Below are 17695 nucleotides of genomic sequence, written 5' to 3'. Positions count from 1 at the left end.
ATGGAGTGTCCGTTCTGCTCCGAGACGATCAAGGACGAAGCCATCGCGTGCAAGCATTGTTCGCGAGACTTACGCGTCGTACGGCCGACGCTGCTCGAGATTGACGAGATCGTCGCCGAGCTGGACAAGCTCAGGCGCGATCTCGATCGCGTCAATGTCCGCCTCGAACGCTACAACAACCCGCTGCGTTATTATGGAACGCATGCGGTGCTCTACGTCCTCATTCCGTCCCTGCTGCTGGTGATCGCGCATGTGCTCGTGACCATCACCTTCAACGTGTCGCCGATCCCACTTCGGATTGCATCGATCGTCATCCCGCTCCTGTTCGGATTCGTGGCCTATCCGCTGCACCGGGTCTCCGCCCTGACGGCATTCGTGCTGGCGTTCCTGGCCGCAGGCGTCAGCATCCTGGCGATGCTGACGGTCACCGGCCTGCACGATGATGTCCCGATCCTGCCGACGATCTGGATCGAGTGGCGGGAGGTCTTCGAATATGGCGCCAGCATACTGCTCGCTTTCGTCTCCGGAAACATTCTCAGCGTCATGATCTTCCAGATCCTGCCGCGTGTGCTGACACAGGGCGGCAAACCGAATGCGTTCGCCTTCCGTGCAGCGCGCCTACTCGGGCAACACGTCGGCGAGGAGCAACTGCGCCGCCGCGCCCGCCTGATCCAGGACCTCATGCAGACCGCGGGGCCGCTGGCCGGCGTCGCCGCGACCGGCGTCGGATCGATCTATGCGGGGTTGAAGGGCTTCTTGCTCGGATAGCTCCGCGTTCAACGCGGACGCTTGGTCCGGGCCGGTGTGGCCCAGGGAAAAGATGCGAGCCTATCGCGCCTCGACCACCTCGCCGTCTTCCTTCACGAAGCGGCCAACCGGATTGTCCAGGATATCCATCACGGCCTCCGACGGCCGGCACAGGCGCGTGCCCCTTGGCGTCACCACGATCGGACGGTTGATCAGGATGGGATGGGCGATCATGAAATCGAGGAGCTGGTCGTCGGTCCATTTGGGATCGTCCAGGCCGAGTTCCTTGTACGGTGTTCCCTTCTCGCGCAGCAGCGCGCGGACCGGAATGCCCATCGTTGCGATCAATTCCTCGAGCTTCTCCCGCGAGGGCGGCGTCTTGAGATATTCGATGACGACGGGCTCAGTGCCGCTCTGCCGGATCATCGCCAGCGTGTTGCGCGAGGTGCCGCAGGCAGGGTTGTGATAGATCGTGACGCTCATCGAATTGTCTCCGTGACTGGCAGTCCGGCATCATCGCTGCCGCACCGCCGCCGGCAAATGATGAGTTCATTGGCGGGCCTCGGCAGCCGTCGGGACTTTACCAGTCCCCGCTTCGTACCAGCCCCGCGTGGCCTTGACGATACGGACGACGGACAGCATCACCGGGACCTCTACGAGGACGCCGACCACGGTCGCCAGCGCTGCGCCGGAGTCCAGGCCGAACAGGCTGATTGCGGCGGCGACGGCCAGCTCGAAGAAGTTGCTCGCGCCGATGAGGGCAGCCGGAGCCGCGACGCACCAGGCCACGCCGAACCGCCGGCTCAGCCAATAGGCCAGGCCCGCATTGAGATAGACTTGCACGAGGATCGGGACGGCAAGGATCGCGATGACGCCGGGCTGCCTGACGATCTGCTCTCCCTGGAAGCCGAAGAGCAGCACCAATGTCGCGAGGAGCGCGACAAGCGAGAGAGGCTGCAGCATCCGCATGACGCGGTTGAAGCTGGCGTCGCCGCCTCGCAGCAGCATCTTGCGCCACAGCTGAGCGACAATCACGGGAACAACGATGTAAAGCAGAACCGACAGAAGCAGCGTGTCCCAGGGGACGCTGATCGAGGCCACTCCGAGCAGCAACCCCACGAGCGGCGCGAACAGGAAAACCATGATCACGTCGTTGAGTGCGACCTGGCTCAGAGTGTAGTGGGGCTCCCCTTCGCACAAATTGGACCACACGAACACCATCGCAGTGCAGGGGGCAGCCGCAAGCAGGATCAAGCCGGCGATGTAGGACGGGATCTGGTCGGACGGCAGCCACGGTGCGAAGACGTGACCGATGAAGAAGGAGCCCAGCAGCGCCATCGAGAACGGCTTCACGGCCCAATTGATGAAGAGGGTGACGCCGACGCCGCGCCAATGCTCCCGGACCTGGCCCAGTGAGCCGAAGTCGATCTTCAACAACATCGGCACGATCATGAGCCAGATCAGTATCGCGACCGGCAGGTTGACCTTGGCGACCTCGGCGGCTGCAACCGCGCCGAAGAAGCCGGGCATGACGTGCCCCAATGCGACGCCGACCACGATGCAAAGCGCGACCCACAAGGTGAGGTATCGTTCGAAGATGCTCATGGTCACGCGACGTCGCTCTTGCCGGAGGTTGCCCCCTCGGAGCGGCCGATTTCCCGCAGCTTGGTTCCGAGCGAAAGCCGGTCGATGCCGCTGAGGGGCAGGTTCACGAACGCGCCAATGCGGTTCTTCAAGTAGCGGAAGGCCGTCGAGAAGGCCGCAAGTTTTTCAATCTCGGTGCCTTCGACGGCCGCAGGATCTTCGATGCCCCAATGCGCAGTCGTCGGTTGACCCGGCCAGACGGGACATGCTTCTCCGGCGGCGTTGTCACAGACGGTGAATACGAAATCCATCACCGGCGCATCGGGCGCGGCGAACTCGAGCCAGCTCTTCGAGCGCATCCCGTCGGCCGGGTAGTCCATGCTCTGCAGCGTGCGCAGCGCCAGCGGATGCACGGCGCCTTTCGGCGTGCTCCCAGCGGAGAAGGAGCGAAAGCGGCCGGCACCGTCCTTGCGAAGGATCGATTCCGCGAGCACGGAACGGGCCGAATTGCCCGTACAGAGGAACAGCACATTGTAGACGCGGTCAGGCATGGACCTTCTTCCTTCGCTTGGGAGCGCAGCACGATTGCAAAGTCTCGACGACGGGTTCGCAAACTTCCGGCCGTCCGCCGCAGCAATCGCGCAGCAGGAAGACGGCGACGTCGCGAAATTCACCGAGGTTGGCGCGGTAGACGATCGAACGGCTGTGCCGCTCGGACATCACGAGGCGCGCGCGGCTCAGAATCGACAGATGCGCCGAGAGCGTGTTCTGGGGGACTTCCAGCAGGCGTGCGAGATCGCCGGCCGCAAGACCGTCAGGCTCGTGTCTGACCAGCGCCCGGAACGCCTCCAGACGGGTCGGTTGAGACAGCGCGGCGAGCGCCAGGACGGCTTCTTCTGTTTCCATATATCCAGATTTATGGAATTATTTGGGTGGCGTCAACCTGAAATCCGCGACCTCGTGAGTAATATTTCGAATATTCTAGAAATAGCGTTTGACAGATGATGTGGCACGGGTGCATCCTGGCCTCATGAAGATCGATGACGCAGCAGCGCGTTTGGAGGCCCTGGGCAATCGGACCCGGCTTCAGATCTACCGCGCATTGGTCCGGGCCGGGCACGCGGGCATGCCGGTTGGCCGCTTGCAGGACAAGCTGAAGATCCCGGCGTCAACGCTGTCGCACCACATCAAGACCCTGGTCGCGGTCGGACTGGTCAGTCAGGTCAGGGAATCGACGACCCTGATCTGCCACGCCAACTTCGACGCCATGCGGGGCCTGGTCGACTATCTGGTCGCGGAGTGCTGCGCGGACGAAGCCGGATGCAAGGATGCTCAGACGGCAGCCTGATTCATTTGACGATTTATTCCATAATTCTAGAAATACAGGAGAAAACGACATGAGCAAGAAAACGGTGGCCATCATCGGGGCGGGGCCGGTCGGTCTCGCCGCCGCCGCGCATGTGCTCGAACGCGACATGTCGCCCGTCGTGCTCGAAGCCGGACCCGAGGCCGGGCATGCGGTGCGGCAGTGGCGGCACGTCCAGCTCTTCTCGCCGTGGGAATACAATGTCGACAAGGCGTCGGCGCGCCTGCTCGCGCCGACGGGCTGGAATTCGCCGGACCAGCAATCCTATCCGACCGGCGGCGAGCTGATCGAGCGCTACCTCGCGCCGCTCGCAACGCGAACGAAGCTGCGCGAGACGATCTGGACGTCGAGCCGCGTCACGGCGATCAGCCGCGTCGGCTTCGACAAGGCGAAGACCAGGGGCCGCGAGCAGGCGCCGTTCGAACTCCGCTATCAGAACGGCAAGGGTCCCGAGGTGCTGCGCGCCGATGCCGTCATCGACGTGTCAGGCACGTGGTTCTCGCCCAATCCCGCCGGCAGCAACGGTCTGCCCGCGATCGGCGAACACGAGCACGCCGGTCGCATCGCCTATGGCATGCCGGATGTGCGAGGTGCTGCGCGCGACAAATATGCCGGCAAGACCGTGGCCGTGCTCGGTGCCGGCCATTCCGCGCTGGGCACGCTGATCGAACTCGCGCGGCTCGCCGAGGAGGTGCCCGGCACGCAGCCCGTCTGGCTGTTGCGCGGCAACGATCCCGCAAAGGCCTTCGGCGGCGGCAGCAACGACAAGCTTGCCGCGCGCGGCGAGCTGGGATCCACCTTCGCAGCGCTCGTGGCTGACGGAAAGATCAAGGTCGAGACCGATTTCGGTGTCACCCATCTTTCGGAGGTCGAAGGACGTCTCAGGATTTCGGCGGGTGCCTGCTGCGGTGCGCGCAGCGTGGTTGCGGATGAGCTGGTGGTGTCGACCGGCTTCCGTCCCGATCTCTCGTTCCTGTCCGAGCTGCGGCTTCGGCTCGACCCGGCGATCGAGGCGCCCGTCGCACTTGCGCCGCTGATCGATCCCAACGAGCACAGCTGCGGAACGGTGCGGCCTCACGGCGCTCGCGAACTGGCGCATGACGAGCCCGGCTTCTATCTGGCCGGCATGAAATCCTACGGCCGGGCGCCGACCTTCCTGATGACCACCGGATACGAGCAGGTCCGTTCGATCGTCGCCGATATCGCCGGCGACAAGGAGGCTGCGGCACGGATCGAGCTCGTGCTGCCCGAGACCGGCGTCTGCACACGTGGCGGCGTCGAGTCGGCCGGCGCAGCGGGATGCTGCGGCGGTCCGGCCAAGGCCGAACCCTCAGCCTGCTGTGCGGCCGATGAATCCGCGATGAAGGCAGGCAGCGCGGGATGCGGTTGCTCATGAGCCGAGGCGCTGCGAGCCCGTTCGCTGTCGTCGTCGCGCTCGGCAGCGCCCAGACCATTGCCTGGGCGTCGAGTTACTATCTTCCTGCGATCCTGGCTGCGCCGATTGCGCACGATCTCGGTCTCGCGCCGACTTACCTGTTCGGCGCGCTGTCGGGAGCGCTGGTCATCTCCGGCCTGCTCGGCCCGAGAGTCGGTCATGCTATCGATACGTTCGGAGGGCGCAGCCTGCTTGCCGTCTCGAACCTCGTCTTCGCGGCAGGCTTGCTCCTGCTCTCCGTGTCCCATGGCGTGGCGCTGCTGATCGCGGCCTGGATCCTGCTCGGGATCGGCATGGGCATGGGCCTCTATGAAGCGGCGTTCGCGACGCTTGCGCGGATCTACGGCGCCAATGCGCGAGCAACGATCACCGGCATCACGCTGATCGCCGGTTTCGCCTCTACCCTCGGCTGGCCTCTCACGACGTGGCTCGCTTCGGAGTACGGCTGGCGCGCGGCCTGCCAGGTATGGGCGGTGATCCATATCGGCCTTGCCTTGCCGCTCAACCTTTCGCTGCCCCGTGCCGCTCCATTGAACCAGGATTCCCGACCGGGCACGGGCGCGAGCCAACACTCCGGCCGCCAGAGCGAAAGCTTCGCGATGATGCTGCTGGCGTATATTTTTGCGGCGGCAAGCTTCGTCAGCTCCGGAGTCTCGGCCATCCTGCCGACCATGCTGGTTGCGTTCGGCGCCACGCCGGCACAGGCCTTGTTCGCAGGAGCATTGGTCGGACCTGCGCAAGTCGGCGCCCGCCTTCTGGAGGCAGGATGGCTCAGCCGGTTTCATCCGCTGCTGTCGGCAAGGCTTGCCATGCTCATGAATCCGATCGGCGTGCTTGCACTGGTCGCGGGCGGCCCTTGGCTCGCGCCGGCCTTCACGGTGCTGTATGGCGCGGGCAACGGCATCATCACCATTGCCCGTGGTACGCTGCCACTGGCGTTGTTCGGGCCGGCGGGATTCGGCAGGCGGGTCGGCATGATCTCGCTGCCGTCGAGGGCAACAGGCGCCTTCGCGCCGCTTGCGCTCGGACTGATGGTGGAGCATTTCGGCAGCAGCGCACTCTGGATCAGCGCGCTGGCCTCGGTCTCCGCTTTCGTCGCGCTTCTGCTGCTTCGTGCGGATCAGAACGCCCAGGCGACGGGGGGAGAGCATACATAGCTTGCGCGATGGCATGCATCGGAGCTTCACTCACGAATGCTTGACCCGGATCAAAGAATGCTTTCGGCGGCGGATTATGCTAGAAGCAAGCCGCGGTTCCAAGAAGTATCCAAAAGGTTAAGCACATCCTGATGCGGATCGTCCGTACCATCCTGGCATTCGCCATCGCCCTATCCCTGGCGATGCTGCCGGCTGGCGCGTCCGCTTCTGGCCTCGCCGTGGCGTCGGGCGACATGCACGCGGCCATGGTCATGAGCGGCGACGGCGATATGTCGATGGACGATTGTTGTCCCGACATGAAGGGAACGGGCTCCGACACCGCCGGCTACAAGTGCGGGATGGGCTTCTGCTGTGTCGGGAACGCCACCGCGCTCGCAGACGTCCGTCCCCTGGCTTTCGAATTCCTCGCCGTAGGGGCGGGGAAAACCGCCATTCCCGCCGACCAGGTCGTCTCTTTCCTCGGCGGCAGCCCTCCCTTCCGGCCTCCTCGAATCTGATCTCGCCAAGCCAACGACGCGTGCGGCACGCCTGCGCGCGACGATGACTGACGTGCGCGCTTCATGCGTCACGGCGGAAGATCAATTCATGAGGACAGGACAATGCTTTCCAAATTCAGCACCGCGGCTGTTGCCGCCACCCTTTCGCTCGCCGCAACGGCCGCGATGGCGGGTGCCGGCGATTACGCGTTCGAGCCGGTCAATCCCGAGATGAAGAAGGGCGACGACGTCACGCTCGCCGTTCGCTTGACCAACAAGCAGACCGGCAAGCCGGTTGCGGATGCCGTCATCTTCAAGACGCGCGTCGACATGGCGCCGGACGGCATGGCCGAGATGGAGTCGGCCGTGGCGCTGTTGCCGTCCAAGGAGCCGGGCGTCTACGCCTTCAAGACGGACCTGCCGATGGCCGGCCGCTATCAGGTCACGCTCTCGGCGAAGGTGCAGGGCGAGCCTGACACGGTCACCGGCAAGGTCATCGTCAAGGCGACGAAGTGAGCCTTCGGGCGCCGGATGGCGCCCGAACTTCTCTCTCCCATTCACATGGACGCGCACCCGAGGCGCGCAGAATCTGGCGATGAACACGCTCCGTCTTCTCACCGCACTCGCGCTCACTGGCAGCCTGGCCCTGGGCGGCTCCTGGCTCATGACCGACGGACGCTCGTCCGTCCATGCCGCGGTCGTCTCGGCCACGGAAGGCGGCGCCCGAACGCCGCTTTATTTCCGCGATCCGGGCGGCGCGCCGCTCTGGTCGGCCGGTCCAAGGAAGGATGACCGCGGGCGGGACTATCTGCCGGTCTACGATGACGATCAGGCAGCCCCTGCAGAGCCGAAGCCATCGCAGGCGGCCGCGTCGCGAAAAATCCTCTACTACCGCAATCCCATGGGGCTGCCCGACACCTCGCCCGTGCCGAAGAAGGATCCGATGGGGATGAACTACATTCCCGTCTACGAGGGCGACGACTTCGATGATGGGACGGTGAAGCTGTCGCCCGGAAAAATCCAGCGCACCGGCGTGAAGTCCGAGCCGGCTGAGCGGCGGTCGATCCGGGTGCTGGTGAAGGCGCCCGGCACGATCCAGCTGGACGAGCGCCGCGTCTCGGTGATCGCGATGCGCGCCGAGAGCTTCGTGCAGAAGATCGCGGACGTCACCACCGGCACCCGCGTGAAGGCCGGCCAGCCGCTGATGGAGATCTATAGTTCGGCGGTCGCGTCCGCGGCGGCGGAATATCTTGCGACGATCACCTCGAAGACAGTGGGCGGTGTCGAGGTGTACGGCCGCGGCTCGCGGCAACGGCTGGTCAATCTCGACGTCCCCGAGCAGGTCATCGCCGAGATGGAGAAGACGCGCGTCGCGCCCGTCACCATCCACTGGGCGGCGCCGCGCGACGGAATCGTGCTTGAGCGCAACGCGATCGAAGGCATGCGCGCCAATCCCGGCGACGTGCTGTTCCGGATCGCGGACATCTCGCTGGTGTGGGCGCTGGTCGACGTTGCCGAGCGCGATCTCGGCAACATCGCGGTGGGGCAGTCCGTTACGGTGCGCGCGCGCAGCTTTCCCGGCCGAGCCTTCACCGGCAGGATCGCCGTGATCTATCCGCAGGTGAACCGCGAAACCCGGACGGTCCGCGTCCGGGTCGAGCTCGCCAATCCCGACGCGGCGCTGCTGCCGGACATGTATGTCGATGCCGACATCGACACGGCAGATGGCGCGCCGGTCCTGGCGATCCAGGATAGCTCGGTGCTCGACACCGGCACGCGCCAGGCCGTTCTCGTCGACAAGGGGGACGGGCGTTTCGAGCCGCGCGAGGTGAAGCTCGGGCGGCGCGGCGGCGGCTACATCGAGGTGCGGGACGGCCTTGCCGACGGCGAGGCCGTGGTCACATCCGCCAACTTCCTGATCGATGCGGAGAGCAATCTGAAGTCCGCGCTCAAGGGCTTCGCCGAGGCTGCTCCTCAGGCCTCCGACGCGGGCCATGCGACGGGAGAGCACAAATGATCACCCGCATCATCGCCTGGTCGGCGCGCAACCTGCTGCTGGTGCTGTTCGGCACCGGCTTTGCAGCCGCCGCCGGCTTCTACGCGCTGCTTCATTTGCCGCTGGACGCGATCCCCGACCTCTCCGACACGCAGGTCATCGTCTACACCGAGTATCCCGGCCAGGCGCCGCAGGTGATCGAAGACCAGGTCACTTATCCCTTGACGACGGCGATGCTGACCGTGCCGAAATCGAAGGTGGTGCGCGGCTTCTCCTTCTTCGGCGTGTCGTTCGTCTACGTGATCTTCGAGGACGGCACCGACATCTATTGGGCGCGCTCGCGCGTCATGGAGTTCCTGAACGGCGCGTCGTCCAGGCTTCCCGCCGGCGTCAGCCCGACCATCGGGCCCGATGCGACGGGCGTCGGCTGGGTCTACCAATACGCCGTGATATCGAAGGAATTGAACCTCGCCGACACGCGCACCATCCAGGACTGGAACCTGAAATTCGCCCTCGCCAAGGCGGAAGGCGTCGCCGAGGTCGCCAGCATCGGCGGCTTCGTCAAGCAATACAACGTTGTGCTCGATCCGCAGCGGATGCGCGATCGCGGCATCAGCATGCAGAAGATCCGGGAGGCGATCCGCGCCAGCAACGCCGACGTCGGCGGACGCACGGTCGAGCTGTCGGAGTTCGAATACGTCATTCGCGGCAAGGGCTACGTCAAGAGCGTCAACGATCTCGGCAACATCGTCCTGAAGAGGAGCAATGGCACGCCGGTGCTGCTCCGGGACGTCGCCAAAGTCGAGCTCGGGCCGGACGAGCGGCGCGGCATCGCCGAGCTGAACGGCGAAGGCGAGGTCGCAAGCGGCATCGTATTGCAGCGTTTCGGCGTCAACGCCCTCGACGTGATCGAGAACGTCAAGAAGCGATTCGAGGAGATCGCGAGCAGCCTGCCGAAATCGGTCGAGATCGTCCCGGTCTACGATCGCTCGGGCCTGATCTATGCGGCCATCGATACGCTCAAGCACACGCTGTTCGAGGAGAGCATCGTGGTCGCGCTCGTCTGCATCGTGTTCCTGCTCCATGTCCGCAGCGCGCTGGTCGCGATCCTGATGCTGCCGGTCGGCGTGCTGATGGCATTCGGCGCCATGAAGTTGCTGGGACTGGGATCGAACATCATGAGCCTGGGGGGCATCGCGATTGCGATCGGTGCCATGGTGGATGCCGCGATCGTCATGATCGAGAACGCCCACAAGCACCTCGAACGCGCCAAGCCCGATCAGTCGCGCGTCCAGATCCTGATCGACGCGGCCTCCGAGGTCGGCCCTGCGCTGTTCTTCAGCCTGCTGATCATCACCGTGTCGTTCATGCCGATCTTCACGCTGGAATCGCAGGAAGGGCGGCTGTTCAGTCCGTTGGCGTTCACGAAAACCTTCGCGATGGCTGCTGCGGCCCTGCTGTCCGTCACCCTGGTGCCGGCGCTGATGGTGATCTTCGTCCGCGGCAGGATCGTGCCGGAGCACAGGAACGTCATCAACCGCTTCCTGATCTGGATCTACCGCCCGGTCATCAAGGGCGTGCTGCGTGCCAAGACGCTAGTGATCCTGGCCTCGCTGGTCGTGCTCGCCGTCACGATCTGGCCGGCGCGGCAGCTCGGCACCGAGTTCATGCCGACGCTGAACGAGGGCACGCTGCTCTACATGCCGACGACGCTACCCGGCATCTCCGTGACCAAGGCGGCCGAGCTGATGCAGACCCAGGACCGCATCATCAAGTCGTTCCCGGAGGTCGAATCGGTCTACGGCAAGGCGGGACGGGCGGCGACCGCGACCGATCCGGCGCCGACCGAGATGTTCGAGACGGTGGTCAACCTGAAGCCGAAGGAGCAGTGGCGCCCCGGCGTCACCGTCGACGGCCTGGTCGCGGAGATGGACAAGGCGCTGCAGTTTCCGGGCGTCTCCAACGCCTGGACCATGCCGATCAAGGCGCGTATCGACATGCTGTCCACCGGCATCCGCACGCCTGTCGGGGTCAAGGTGATGGGCACCGACCTCGTCGAGATCGACCGGCTGGCGAAGCAGGTCGAGCGGGTGATCAAGGCCGTCCCGGGCACGTCCTCGGCTTACGCCGAGCGCGGTATCGGCGGCTACTATCTCGAGATCGTCCCGGATCGCGAGGCGCTGGCCCGCTATGGCATCCTGATCCAGGACGTCCAGGACACCATCGCGGCCGCGCTCGGCGGCCAGACGGTGACGACGACGGTGGAGGGGCGGCAGCGGTTCACGGTGAACATGCGCTATCCGCGCGATCTGCGCGACAATCCGAAGGCCATCGCCAGCGACATCCTGGTGCCGATGCCGGCGGGCGGCGCGGTGCCGCTCGGCGAGGTCGCGAAGGTCGAGCCGGCGCGGGGGCCGACCTCGATCCGGACCGAGAACGGCCAGCTTGCGACCTACGTCTACGTCGACATCCGCGATCGCGACATCGGCAGCTACGTCGCCGATGCGCAACGCGCGGTGTCGGACAGCATCCAGTTTCCGCCCGGATACTACGTGGTCTGGAGCGGTCAGTACGAATATCTCCAGCGCGCCGCCGCCCGCCTGAAGATCGTCGTTCCGGTGACACTCACGATCATCTTCCTGCTGCTGTACCTGAACTTCGGGGCCATGACCGAGACGCTCATCGTGATGCTGTCGCTGCCCTTCGCGCTGGTCGGCGGCATCTGGATGATGTGGTGGCTCGGCTTCAACCTGTCGGTCGCCGTCGCGGTCGGCTTCATTGCGCTCGCCGGTGTCGCCGCCGAGACCGGCGTCGTGATGCTGATCTACCTCGAGCACGCGCTGGCCGAGCTGAAGGCGAAGCGCAGCGCCGAGGGCAGGGCCTTCACCCGGCGCGATCTCCACGAGGCCATCATGGAGGGCGCCGTCGAGCGCGTCCGTCCCAAGATGATGACGGTGGTCGCCATCATGGCGGGCCTGTTGCCGATCATGTGGAGCACCGGCACCGGGTCGGAGATCATGCAGCGCATCGCGGTGCCGATGATCGGCGGGATGACGTCGTCGACGCTGCTGACGCTGATCGTGATCCCGGCGATCTTCGGGCTGGTCAAGGGCTTCCAACTGCCGCCCGAGTCCGAGGACAAGGGACAACCGACCGAAATGTCAGAGCCGATCGGTCCGAGATTGCGGGTGCTGCAGTCTGCCGAATGAGGTCAGTCATGTTGAACGGCTGTCAGAAATGGCGGGGCGATGGAATTGATCGCCGCATTGGTCGTCACCGCGCTAATATTGGGGACGGCGATGCCAGGAGATGCGCGCATGGGCTTCTATAACGACGTCATTCTGCCACGGCTTTGCGACCTTGCGATGCGGAACAAGGAACTTGCGCCCTACCGGCAGCGTGCGGCCCGCGCGGCCCAGGGTCGGGTCCTCGAGATCGGCGTCGGGTCCGGCCGCAACCTGCCGTTCTACGGAGCTACGGTGACGCAGCTTGTGGCGCTCGAGCCCGCTCCAAGGCTTCTCGAAATGGCGCGATGCGCGCCACATCCGGACACTCCGGTCGATCTCGTTGAAGCTTCGGCCGAGGCTATGCCGATCGAGGACCGCAGCATCGACACGGTCCTGACGACCTGGACCATGTGCAGCATTCCGGACGTCGATCGCGCGATGACGGAGGCGCGGCGTGTGCTGAAACCGGGAGGGAAGCTGGTCTTCGTCGAGCATGGCCGCGCACCCGAACCGCGCGTGCGCTGGTGGCAGGATCGCCTGACGCCCGCATGGATGCGCATCTCGGGCGGTTGCCATCTCAACCGGGACATCGCTGACGTCTTGACCCGGAACGGCTTTCGCATCGACGAGATGCGCACCGGCTATATGAACGGGCTGAAGCCCATGACGTTCATGTACGAGGGCCAGGCGAGCCCCCGTTGATGCCTTGAGATTCAGCGATGAGGAAAGGAATCCGAAGATGAGGGAACGCGGACATGTGATGACCCGTCGGTCGCTTGCAGGGCTGATGGCGGCGGCAGCGGCGGCAGTCCTTGCCAGGCCTGCCGTTGCGGCGCCGGCCGGAGAAACGACCGTCACGGTGCATAGGGATCCGAGCTGCGGCTGTTGCGCGGGCTGGGTGCAGCATCTCCGGGACGCAGGATTTGTCGTCCAGGTGGAGGAGACTGCCGATCTCGACGCGGTTCGGAATCGTCTCGGCATCCCCTCGGACCTGGCCGCGTGTCACACGGCGGAAGTCGCAGGCTATCTCATCGAGGGACATGTGCCGGCCGCAGCCGTGCGGCGCCTCCTCTCGGAGCGCCCCATTGCGAAAGGGCTCGCTGTGCCGGGCATGCCGGTCGGATCGCCCGGGATGGAAGGCGGCAAGCCGGAGCCTTACACGGTCGTGCTGTTCGGCGCCGATGGTCAAAGGCCATTCATGCGCTTTATCGGCTCCCAGGTGATCGGTTGAGAGCTTCATGATCAGGGAGCGCTCCCAGCCGCCGCCGTCATGGAAGCTCAGATCGCAACCTGCCGAAGGTCCCGCGTAGATCACCGGCGATGTTGCCATTTACGCCATCGCCGAGTCATGATTGGTTGACGTCCTGCAACATGGGTGGAAAGTCATGAGGATCGTCGTTTTGATCATCGCGTTGTTCGCGCCCTCTGCCGCTTGGGCGCAGACGCCGTACGCCGGCATGCAGTCCCGCCACATCAAGGCGCTTTCGGACCAGCAGATCGGCGATCTGCGGGCGGGGCGCGGCATGGGGCTCGCACTCGCGGCCGAGCTCAATGGTTATCCCGGGCCCTCCCACGTGCTCGAACTCGCGGACCAATTGGGATTGAACCCGGAGCAGCGGAGCAAGGTCGAGGCGATGTTCTCCGAGATGAGGGCCGAGACCACTCCCATCGGCAGCAGATTAATCGAGAGCGAGGCGGATCTGGATCGGCAGTTCGCCAGCCGCACGATCACCGACGAGAGTCTGGGATCCGCCACCGCGGCGATCGCGAAGACGCAGGGAGAGCTGCGGCAAGCTCATCTCAAATATCACCTGCGCACCGCGGCGGTTCTCGATCAGGCGCAATTGGCAAGATACGCCGAGCTGCGCGGGTACACGTCCGGCGGCGCGTCGCAGCGCCATCGTCACCATCAATGAGCTGGCGCACGGGCCGAGCGTTGCCGATCCCTGGATGACGCCAAAACAGCCGGTGTCATCTTCCGCCGCTACGGCTGTGGAGGATAGCGGTCGAACGCCGGCAGTTCGTGCGCATGCTCCATCCAGCGAAGACGCTCGGCGACCTGGATCTGCATCGTTGCCGGCACGACCTCGGGATCGTCATAGGTCGCGCTCTGGATGTCGATGATTCCGGGCATTATGTTAGCATTGAAATAGAACAGGCCGGTGCCGCAGTCGCCGCAGAAGTGCCGCCGGCCATGTTCCGAGGAGTGGTACACCTTCGGCTCGCCCTTGGTCACCTTGACGGCATCGTCCGCGTACATCGTCCAGCCGACGACCGGCGCGCCGGCGTGAAGTCGGCAATCGCGGCAGTGGCACAACGCATGCACGATCGCCTCGCCCTCGACCTCATAACGGATTGCGCCGCAGTGACAGCCGCCGGTGATGGTGCTCATGCGTTCCTCCGATCGAAGATGGTTGTGCCGATCGATATCTCTCGCGACGAGCCGCTTCAACGCCGCAATCGATCTGTGGTTGCGTCCTACTGTCGCGTGACAGCTGCTGCCATGGGAGCCGCGCTGACTGCCGCGGGAAATGCAGGGCGCGCGCCGCAGTTCCGCGCGCCCGAGCTTGAATGAGCCCTGACGCGCAGTGTTGCGCAGCTGCGTTTCGGTCAACGACCTGGCCAGCGAAGCGCCAGGCTCGGGCTTCGACTGAGAGCCACTTGCCGTAACGGCGTTCGAGCACGGCAATGTCTGCCAGGGCCACTAGCGGAATGTCTTCAAGGCTCCGCTTTATGAGATTCCCTGATTTTGCGGAGCAACCTTGGCAATCCTGCTGTACCCCTAGACCCTCTGCTTACAGTTAAATCAGCGGGATTTCCGCTTTCACTGAACTTCATTATTTGCCGGATTGGCTCCGCCATTATTTGCCGGATTGGCTCCGCCATTTTGGCAAGCAAAAACTGGCAGTCTCGGGCGCGCTCCTCCGCAAAGGCAGGGAACGCCTTCATAGAGACCACGTCAACCGTGGCAAAGTACTTCCATTGAGAAGACCCTTTCCAGTGACAGCGAACGTAAGGCACTGGCTCTAACATCACGTTGTCTGCATCAACATTGTGGTATGCGCGAATGAGCTCGCCCTCAATGAGAACGACAGGAAACGCACCTCCGCAATTGTCCTCGCTATTCGATCACCTCGTCGGCGCGGACAAGTAGTGAGGGTGATACGGTGAGGCCCAGCGCTTTGGCAGTCTTCATGTTGATGATCAGCTCGAATTTGATCGGCCTCTCTACCGGCAATTCGGAAGGCTTGGCGCCTTTGAGGATCTTGTCCACGTAATGTGCCGCACGGCGGAACAGATCTCGGGCGTCGGCTCCGTACACCGACAATCCGCCATCGGCATAATGCCGGAACAGATAGTTTGCCGGCAGGCGATATTTCGCCGCGAGCGCGATAATCCGCGGAGCCTGAACATAGGTGAGCGTATCGCCAAAATCGATGATTGCATCGGCATGCTGGGCAGCAGCGGATGCAAACGCGACGTCGAGCTCCTCGGCCGTCGCCGCCTCGACCGGCAGCAAGGCCACGCCGAGCTCCCGGCCTATGCGGGGTACGTCTTCTGCGAGATATAGCCTCTGCATTGGGTTGGCCGGATTGACCAAGAGCGCGATCTTCGAGGCGCCGGGAACGAGTTCTCGAAGGATTTCGAGACGTTTCGCGAGGAAGTCATCCGGTACCATGGTCGAAAGGCCCGTCACGTTGCCTCCTGGACGCGGCAGGCTTTGCACGAGGCCAAGCTTCACGGGGTCGGCCACACTCACGAATACGATAGGAACGGTGGTGGTTGCCGACTTCAGCGCTACGGCCGCTTGCGGACCGGGAGCGACAAACAGCTCGGGACTGAGGGCAATCAGATCGGCGACAGACGCCGCCAGTCGATCCGAGGGATGAGAAAAGCGATACTCGATGAGGAGATTTTTTCCTTCGATCCAGCCGAGGCTTCGCAGCGTGTCAAGAAGCACGAGCTCGGCTTGATTGAGGGCTTTCCCACCTCCATCACCTACAGCGAGAAAGCCGAGCCGACGGCGTTTTCCCTGCGCGCGCGAATAGCATGGCGAAATGAGCAGCGCCGCGGTGCCCGCTATGAACTCCCGCCGTTTCATTCGACCCTCATCGCAGCGTGAGGACCAGGGGCGGCAGCGTATCACCTTTCGATAGTCGTCGCACTCTGTAGCTGCAAATGCTGCGCCGCAAATGTGACGCGTGGTTCGGGACGGGCTATGGGTCGAGACTTGCGGACCTCACAGGAGCGAGCGCTGAGATCAACCATGGGCAAGGCGCTCCTCGCTTCAGGCGAGGACATCGCAATCGCAATCTTTGCTCCGACATGACAACACCCGCAACGGATGGCTCCGCGCGGGTGTGACGAACTTTCGATGATGCCAGTATGCCGGTGTTTTGCCCGACGAGTCAAAGGGGCGTGCACGTCCGTCCGGCCGCTTCGTCATCGTCGACGGAAGAACGTAATGATTTCAATGCCCCCGCTACTGTGCATGGGGTTGTTTTCGCAGTTTCCGTTTTGCCCTGCTGAAACAGCCGGCTCAGCGCCGGCTGCGCGGCGCTTCGGCCTTGGCCGGCGGCTCGGTTTGCGGCGCGCAGGTCGCCGCTGCCAGCGAGGCCTGCGCCTGCGGCATCAGGCCGGGCTCGGGGGCGAGCGCCTTCATCAGGATCAGGCCGGTGGTCGCAGGGGAATCGATGATCAGCCGGTCGGCCGCGGTGACCTCTTCGTCCTCGGGCAGCTCGCTGTGCTGCGCTTCGGTCATCAGGTCGAGCTCGATCACCTTCTTGCCGGCCGAGCGGTCGTTGATGGCGTAATAGGCGATCTCGTTGCGGGTGTAGAACGACACCGAGGTGTAGGCCTGGCTCACCGGCACCGTCAGCTTGATCGGTCCGCCCGACAGATCGTAGCGGCAGATCGCCAGCGCGAAGGCCGGATCCATGAACGGCATCGGCGAAGTGTTGGGGTCGGCGAGGGGAAGCTGGGTGACGGCGTTCACCTTCGTCATCGGCGTCAGCCGCGAATAGGCATCCTGCGTCGCGATCCGCGGCAGCGCCAGCACGCTGACGAGATGGACCACGAGGCCCAGCACCACGCCGGCAACGATGGTGAACGCGAGCCGGATCATGAGCAGCCCACCGTGGTGATGCTCGGCATCGGCGCATCGCGCTGGGTGCGCGTTGCGACCCCGACCGGGGTGTCGTAGAGGCGCAGCATCAAGGCGTAGCGCTCGATGCCGCCGGTCGGCAGCCAGTTGCCGGCACGGGAGCGCGAGGCGATGCGGATCTCGAACGAGCCGTCGGACTGCCGCACGATCTCCTGGCTGGTGAAGCCGTAGCGGGCAAGCGAATTGGCGACGAGGTGGCCCTTGCGGTCGTACAGCGTCAGCGTCCAGAACCGCGCCGGCGGCGTCACGCCGGAGACGACGACATCGCAGCGGCCGTCGAGCGCCTTCCTCTTGTCGTCGGTGGTGGCGGTGAAGGCGACGCCGTCGCCGGTGCCGATCGGCAGCTCGCCGTTGCGCACGATGGTGGCGCGCGAATAGGGGTCGGCGTCGGCGGTGCCGGTGCGCGGCCGCGCGGTCCAGGCGCCGATGGTCAGCGTGCCGATCTCGGTGCCGCGCGTCGTCGTCATCCAGGTCGCGCCGACGCCGACCACCGTTGCGAGAAGAAGCGCCGTCAATGTGATCAGGATCAGCCGCACGGGTTTC

The 17695-nt window shown here is 64.5% G+C and carries 19 protein-coding genes; 11 read left to right on the top strand and 8 right to left on the bottom strand.

Annotation, left to right across the window (positions count from 1 at the left end; translation table 11 throughout):
• Complete coding sequence (locus H1B27_RS05380; protein ID WP_197965268.1) at positions 1-768, top strand: hypothetical protein; 768 nt, start codon at positions 1-3, stop codon at positions 766-768.
• Positions 769-828: 60 nt separating this feature from the next.
• Here H1B27_RS05380 and arsC read toward each other — a convergent pair whose 3' ends face one another.
• The 4 genes from arsC to H1B27_RS05360 all read right to left on the bottom strand — a co-directional run bounded on the left by arsC (position 829) and on the right by H1B27_RS05360 (position 3237).
• A complete protein-coding gene (gene arsC, locus H1B27_RS05375; protein ID WP_197965267.1) occupies positions 829-1230 on the bottom strand; it encodes an arsenate reductase (glutaredoxin) in 402 nt (133 codons plus the stop codon).
• 66 nt (positions 1231-1296) lie between these two features.
• On the bottom strand, positions 1297-2352 hold the full coding sequence (gene arsB, locus H1B27_RS05370) for an ACR3 family arsenite efflux transporter (protein ID WP_061878006.1): 1056 nt from the start codon (positions 2350-2352) through the stop codon (positions 1297-1299).
• A 2-nt stretch (positions 2353-2354) separates the two neighbouring features.
• The gene (locus tag H1B27_RS05365) at positions 2355-2882 is read right to left on the bottom strand and encodes an arsenate reductase ArsC (protein WP_197965266.1); all 528 of its coding nucleotides are present in this window, start codon (positions 2880-2882) and stop codon (positions 2355-2357) included.
• Positions 2875-3237, bottom strand: coding sequence for an ArsR/SmtB family transcription factor (locus tag H1B27_RS05360; protein WP_061878004.1), 363 nt, complete (start codon positions 3235-3237; stop codon positions 2875-2877). The genes H1B27_RS05365 and H1B27_RS05360 overlap by 8 nt, the downstream gene beginning before the upstream one ends.
• Before the next feature lie 124 nt (positions 3238-3361).
• On the opposite strand from H1B27_RS05360, the gene H1B27_RS05355 reads away from it, so the two are divergent.
• From H1B27_RS05355 to H1B27_RS05310, 10 genes are all read left to right on the top strand, one after another.
• Positions 3362-3679, top strand: a complete 318-nt coding sequence (locus H1B27_RS05355; RefSeq protein WP_061878003.1) for an ArsR/SmtB family transcription factor — start codon at positions 3362-3364, stop codon at positions 3677-3679.
• A gap of 49 nt (positions 3680-3728) precedes the next feature.
• A complete protein-coding gene (locus H1B27_RS05350; protein ID WP_197965265.1) occupies positions 3729-5093 on the top strand; it encodes an NAD(P)-binding domain-containing protein in 1365 nt (454 codons plus the stop codon).
• A complete protein-coding gene (locus H1B27_RS05345; protein WP_197965264.1) occupies positions 5078-6289 on the top strand; it encodes an MFS transporter in 1212 nt (403 codons plus the stop codon). The genes H1B27_RS05350 and H1B27_RS05345 overlap by 16 nt, the downstream gene beginning before the upstream one ends.
• 131 nt (positions 6290-6420) lie before the next feature.
• Entirely contained in the window at positions 6421-6786 is a 366-nt protein-coding gene (locus H1B27_RS05340) for a hypothetical protein (RefSeq protein ID WP_061878000.1), read from the top strand.
• A gap of 102 nt (positions 6787-6888) precedes the next feature.
• Positions 6889-7281 carry a FixH family protein gene (locus tag H1B27_RS05335; RefSeq protein WP_061877999.1) on the top strand — a complete coding sequence of 131 codons (393 nt, stop codon included), beginning with the start codon at positions 6889-6891 and terminating at the stop codon, positions 7279-7281.
• A 79-nt stretch (positions 7282-7360) separates the two neighbouring features.
• Positions 7361-8782 (top strand): efflux RND transporter periplasmic adaptor subunit, encoded by a 1422-nt coding sequence (locus H1B27_RS05330; RefSeq protein WP_197965263.1) that lies wholly within the window; start codon positions 7361-7363, stop codon positions 8780-8782.
• Positions 8779-11970 (top strand): efflux RND transporter permease subunit, encoded by a 3192-nt coding sequence (locus tag H1B27_RS05325; RefSeq protein WP_197965262.1) that lies wholly within the window; start codon positions 8779-8781, stop codon positions 11968-11970. The genes H1B27_RS05330 and H1B27_RS05325 overlap by 4 nt, the downstream gene beginning before the upstream one ends.
• Positions 11971-12078: 108 nt before the next feature.
• Positions 12079-12690 (top strand): class I SAM-dependent methyltransferase, encoded by a 612-nt coding sequence (locus tag H1B27_RS05320; RefSeq protein ID WP_061877996.1) that lies wholly within the window; start codon positions 12079-12081, stop codon positions 12688-12690.
• Positions 12691-12748: 58 nt separating this feature from the next.
• Positions 12749-13219: a DUF411 domain-containing protein gene (locus tag H1B27_RS05315; RefSeq protein ID WP_246515187.1), complete on the top strand. Its 471-nt coding sequence runs from the start codon at positions 12749-12751 to the stop codon at positions 13217-13219.
• Positions 13220-13340: 121 nt separating this feature from the next.
• The gene (locus tag H1B27_RS05310) at positions 13341-13904 is read left to right on the top strand and encodes a Spy/CpxP family protein refolding chaperone (protein WP_245311941.1); all 564 of its coding nucleotides are present in this window, start codon (positions 13341-13343) and stop codon (positions 13902-13904) included.
• 68 nt (positions 13905-13972) lie between these two features.
• On the opposite strand, the gene H1B27_RS05305 is transcribed toward H1B27_RS05310, so the two are convergent.
• The 4 genes from H1B27_RS05305 to H1B27_RS05290 all read right to left on the bottom strand — a co-directional run bounded on the left by H1B27_RS05305 (position 13973) and on the right by H1B27_RS05290 (position 17688).
• The gene (locus tag H1B27_RS05305; protein ID WP_061878639.1) at positions 13973-14380 is read right to left on the bottom strand and encodes a GFA family protein; all 408 of its coding nucleotides are present in this window, start codon (positions 14378-14380) and stop codon (positions 13973-13975) included.
• Positions 14381-15109: 729 nt separating this feature from the next.
• Positions 15110-16090 (bottom strand): ABC transporter substrate-binding protein, encoded by a 981-nt coding sequence (locus H1B27_RS05300; protein WP_197965260.1) that lies wholly within the window; start codon positions 16088-16090, stop codon positions 15110-15112.
• Between the two features lie 438 nt (positions 16091-16528).
• The gene (locus H1B27_RS05295) at positions 16529-17113 is read right to left on the bottom strand and encodes a DUF1254 domain-containing protein (protein WP_061877992.1); all 585 of its coding nucleotides are present in this window, start codon (positions 17111-17113) and stop codon (positions 16529-16531) included.
• A complete protein-coding gene (locus H1B27_RS05290) occupies positions 17110-17688 on the bottom strand; it encodes a DUF1214 domain-containing protein (protein ID WP_061877991.1) in 579 nt (192 codons plus the stop codon). Before H1B27_RS05290 ends, H1B27_RS05295 begins: the two co-directional genes overlap by 4 nt.
• Positions 17689-17695 lie beyond the last annotated feature (7 nt).

It is taken from the genome of Bradyrhizobium diversitatis (assembly GCF_016031635.1).
GTDB lineage: Bacteria > Pseudomonadota > Alphaproteobacteria > Rhizobiales > Xanthobacteraceae > Bradyrhizobium > Bradyrhizobium diversitatis.
This window is presented reverse-complemented; position numbering and strand designations above follow the sequence as displayed.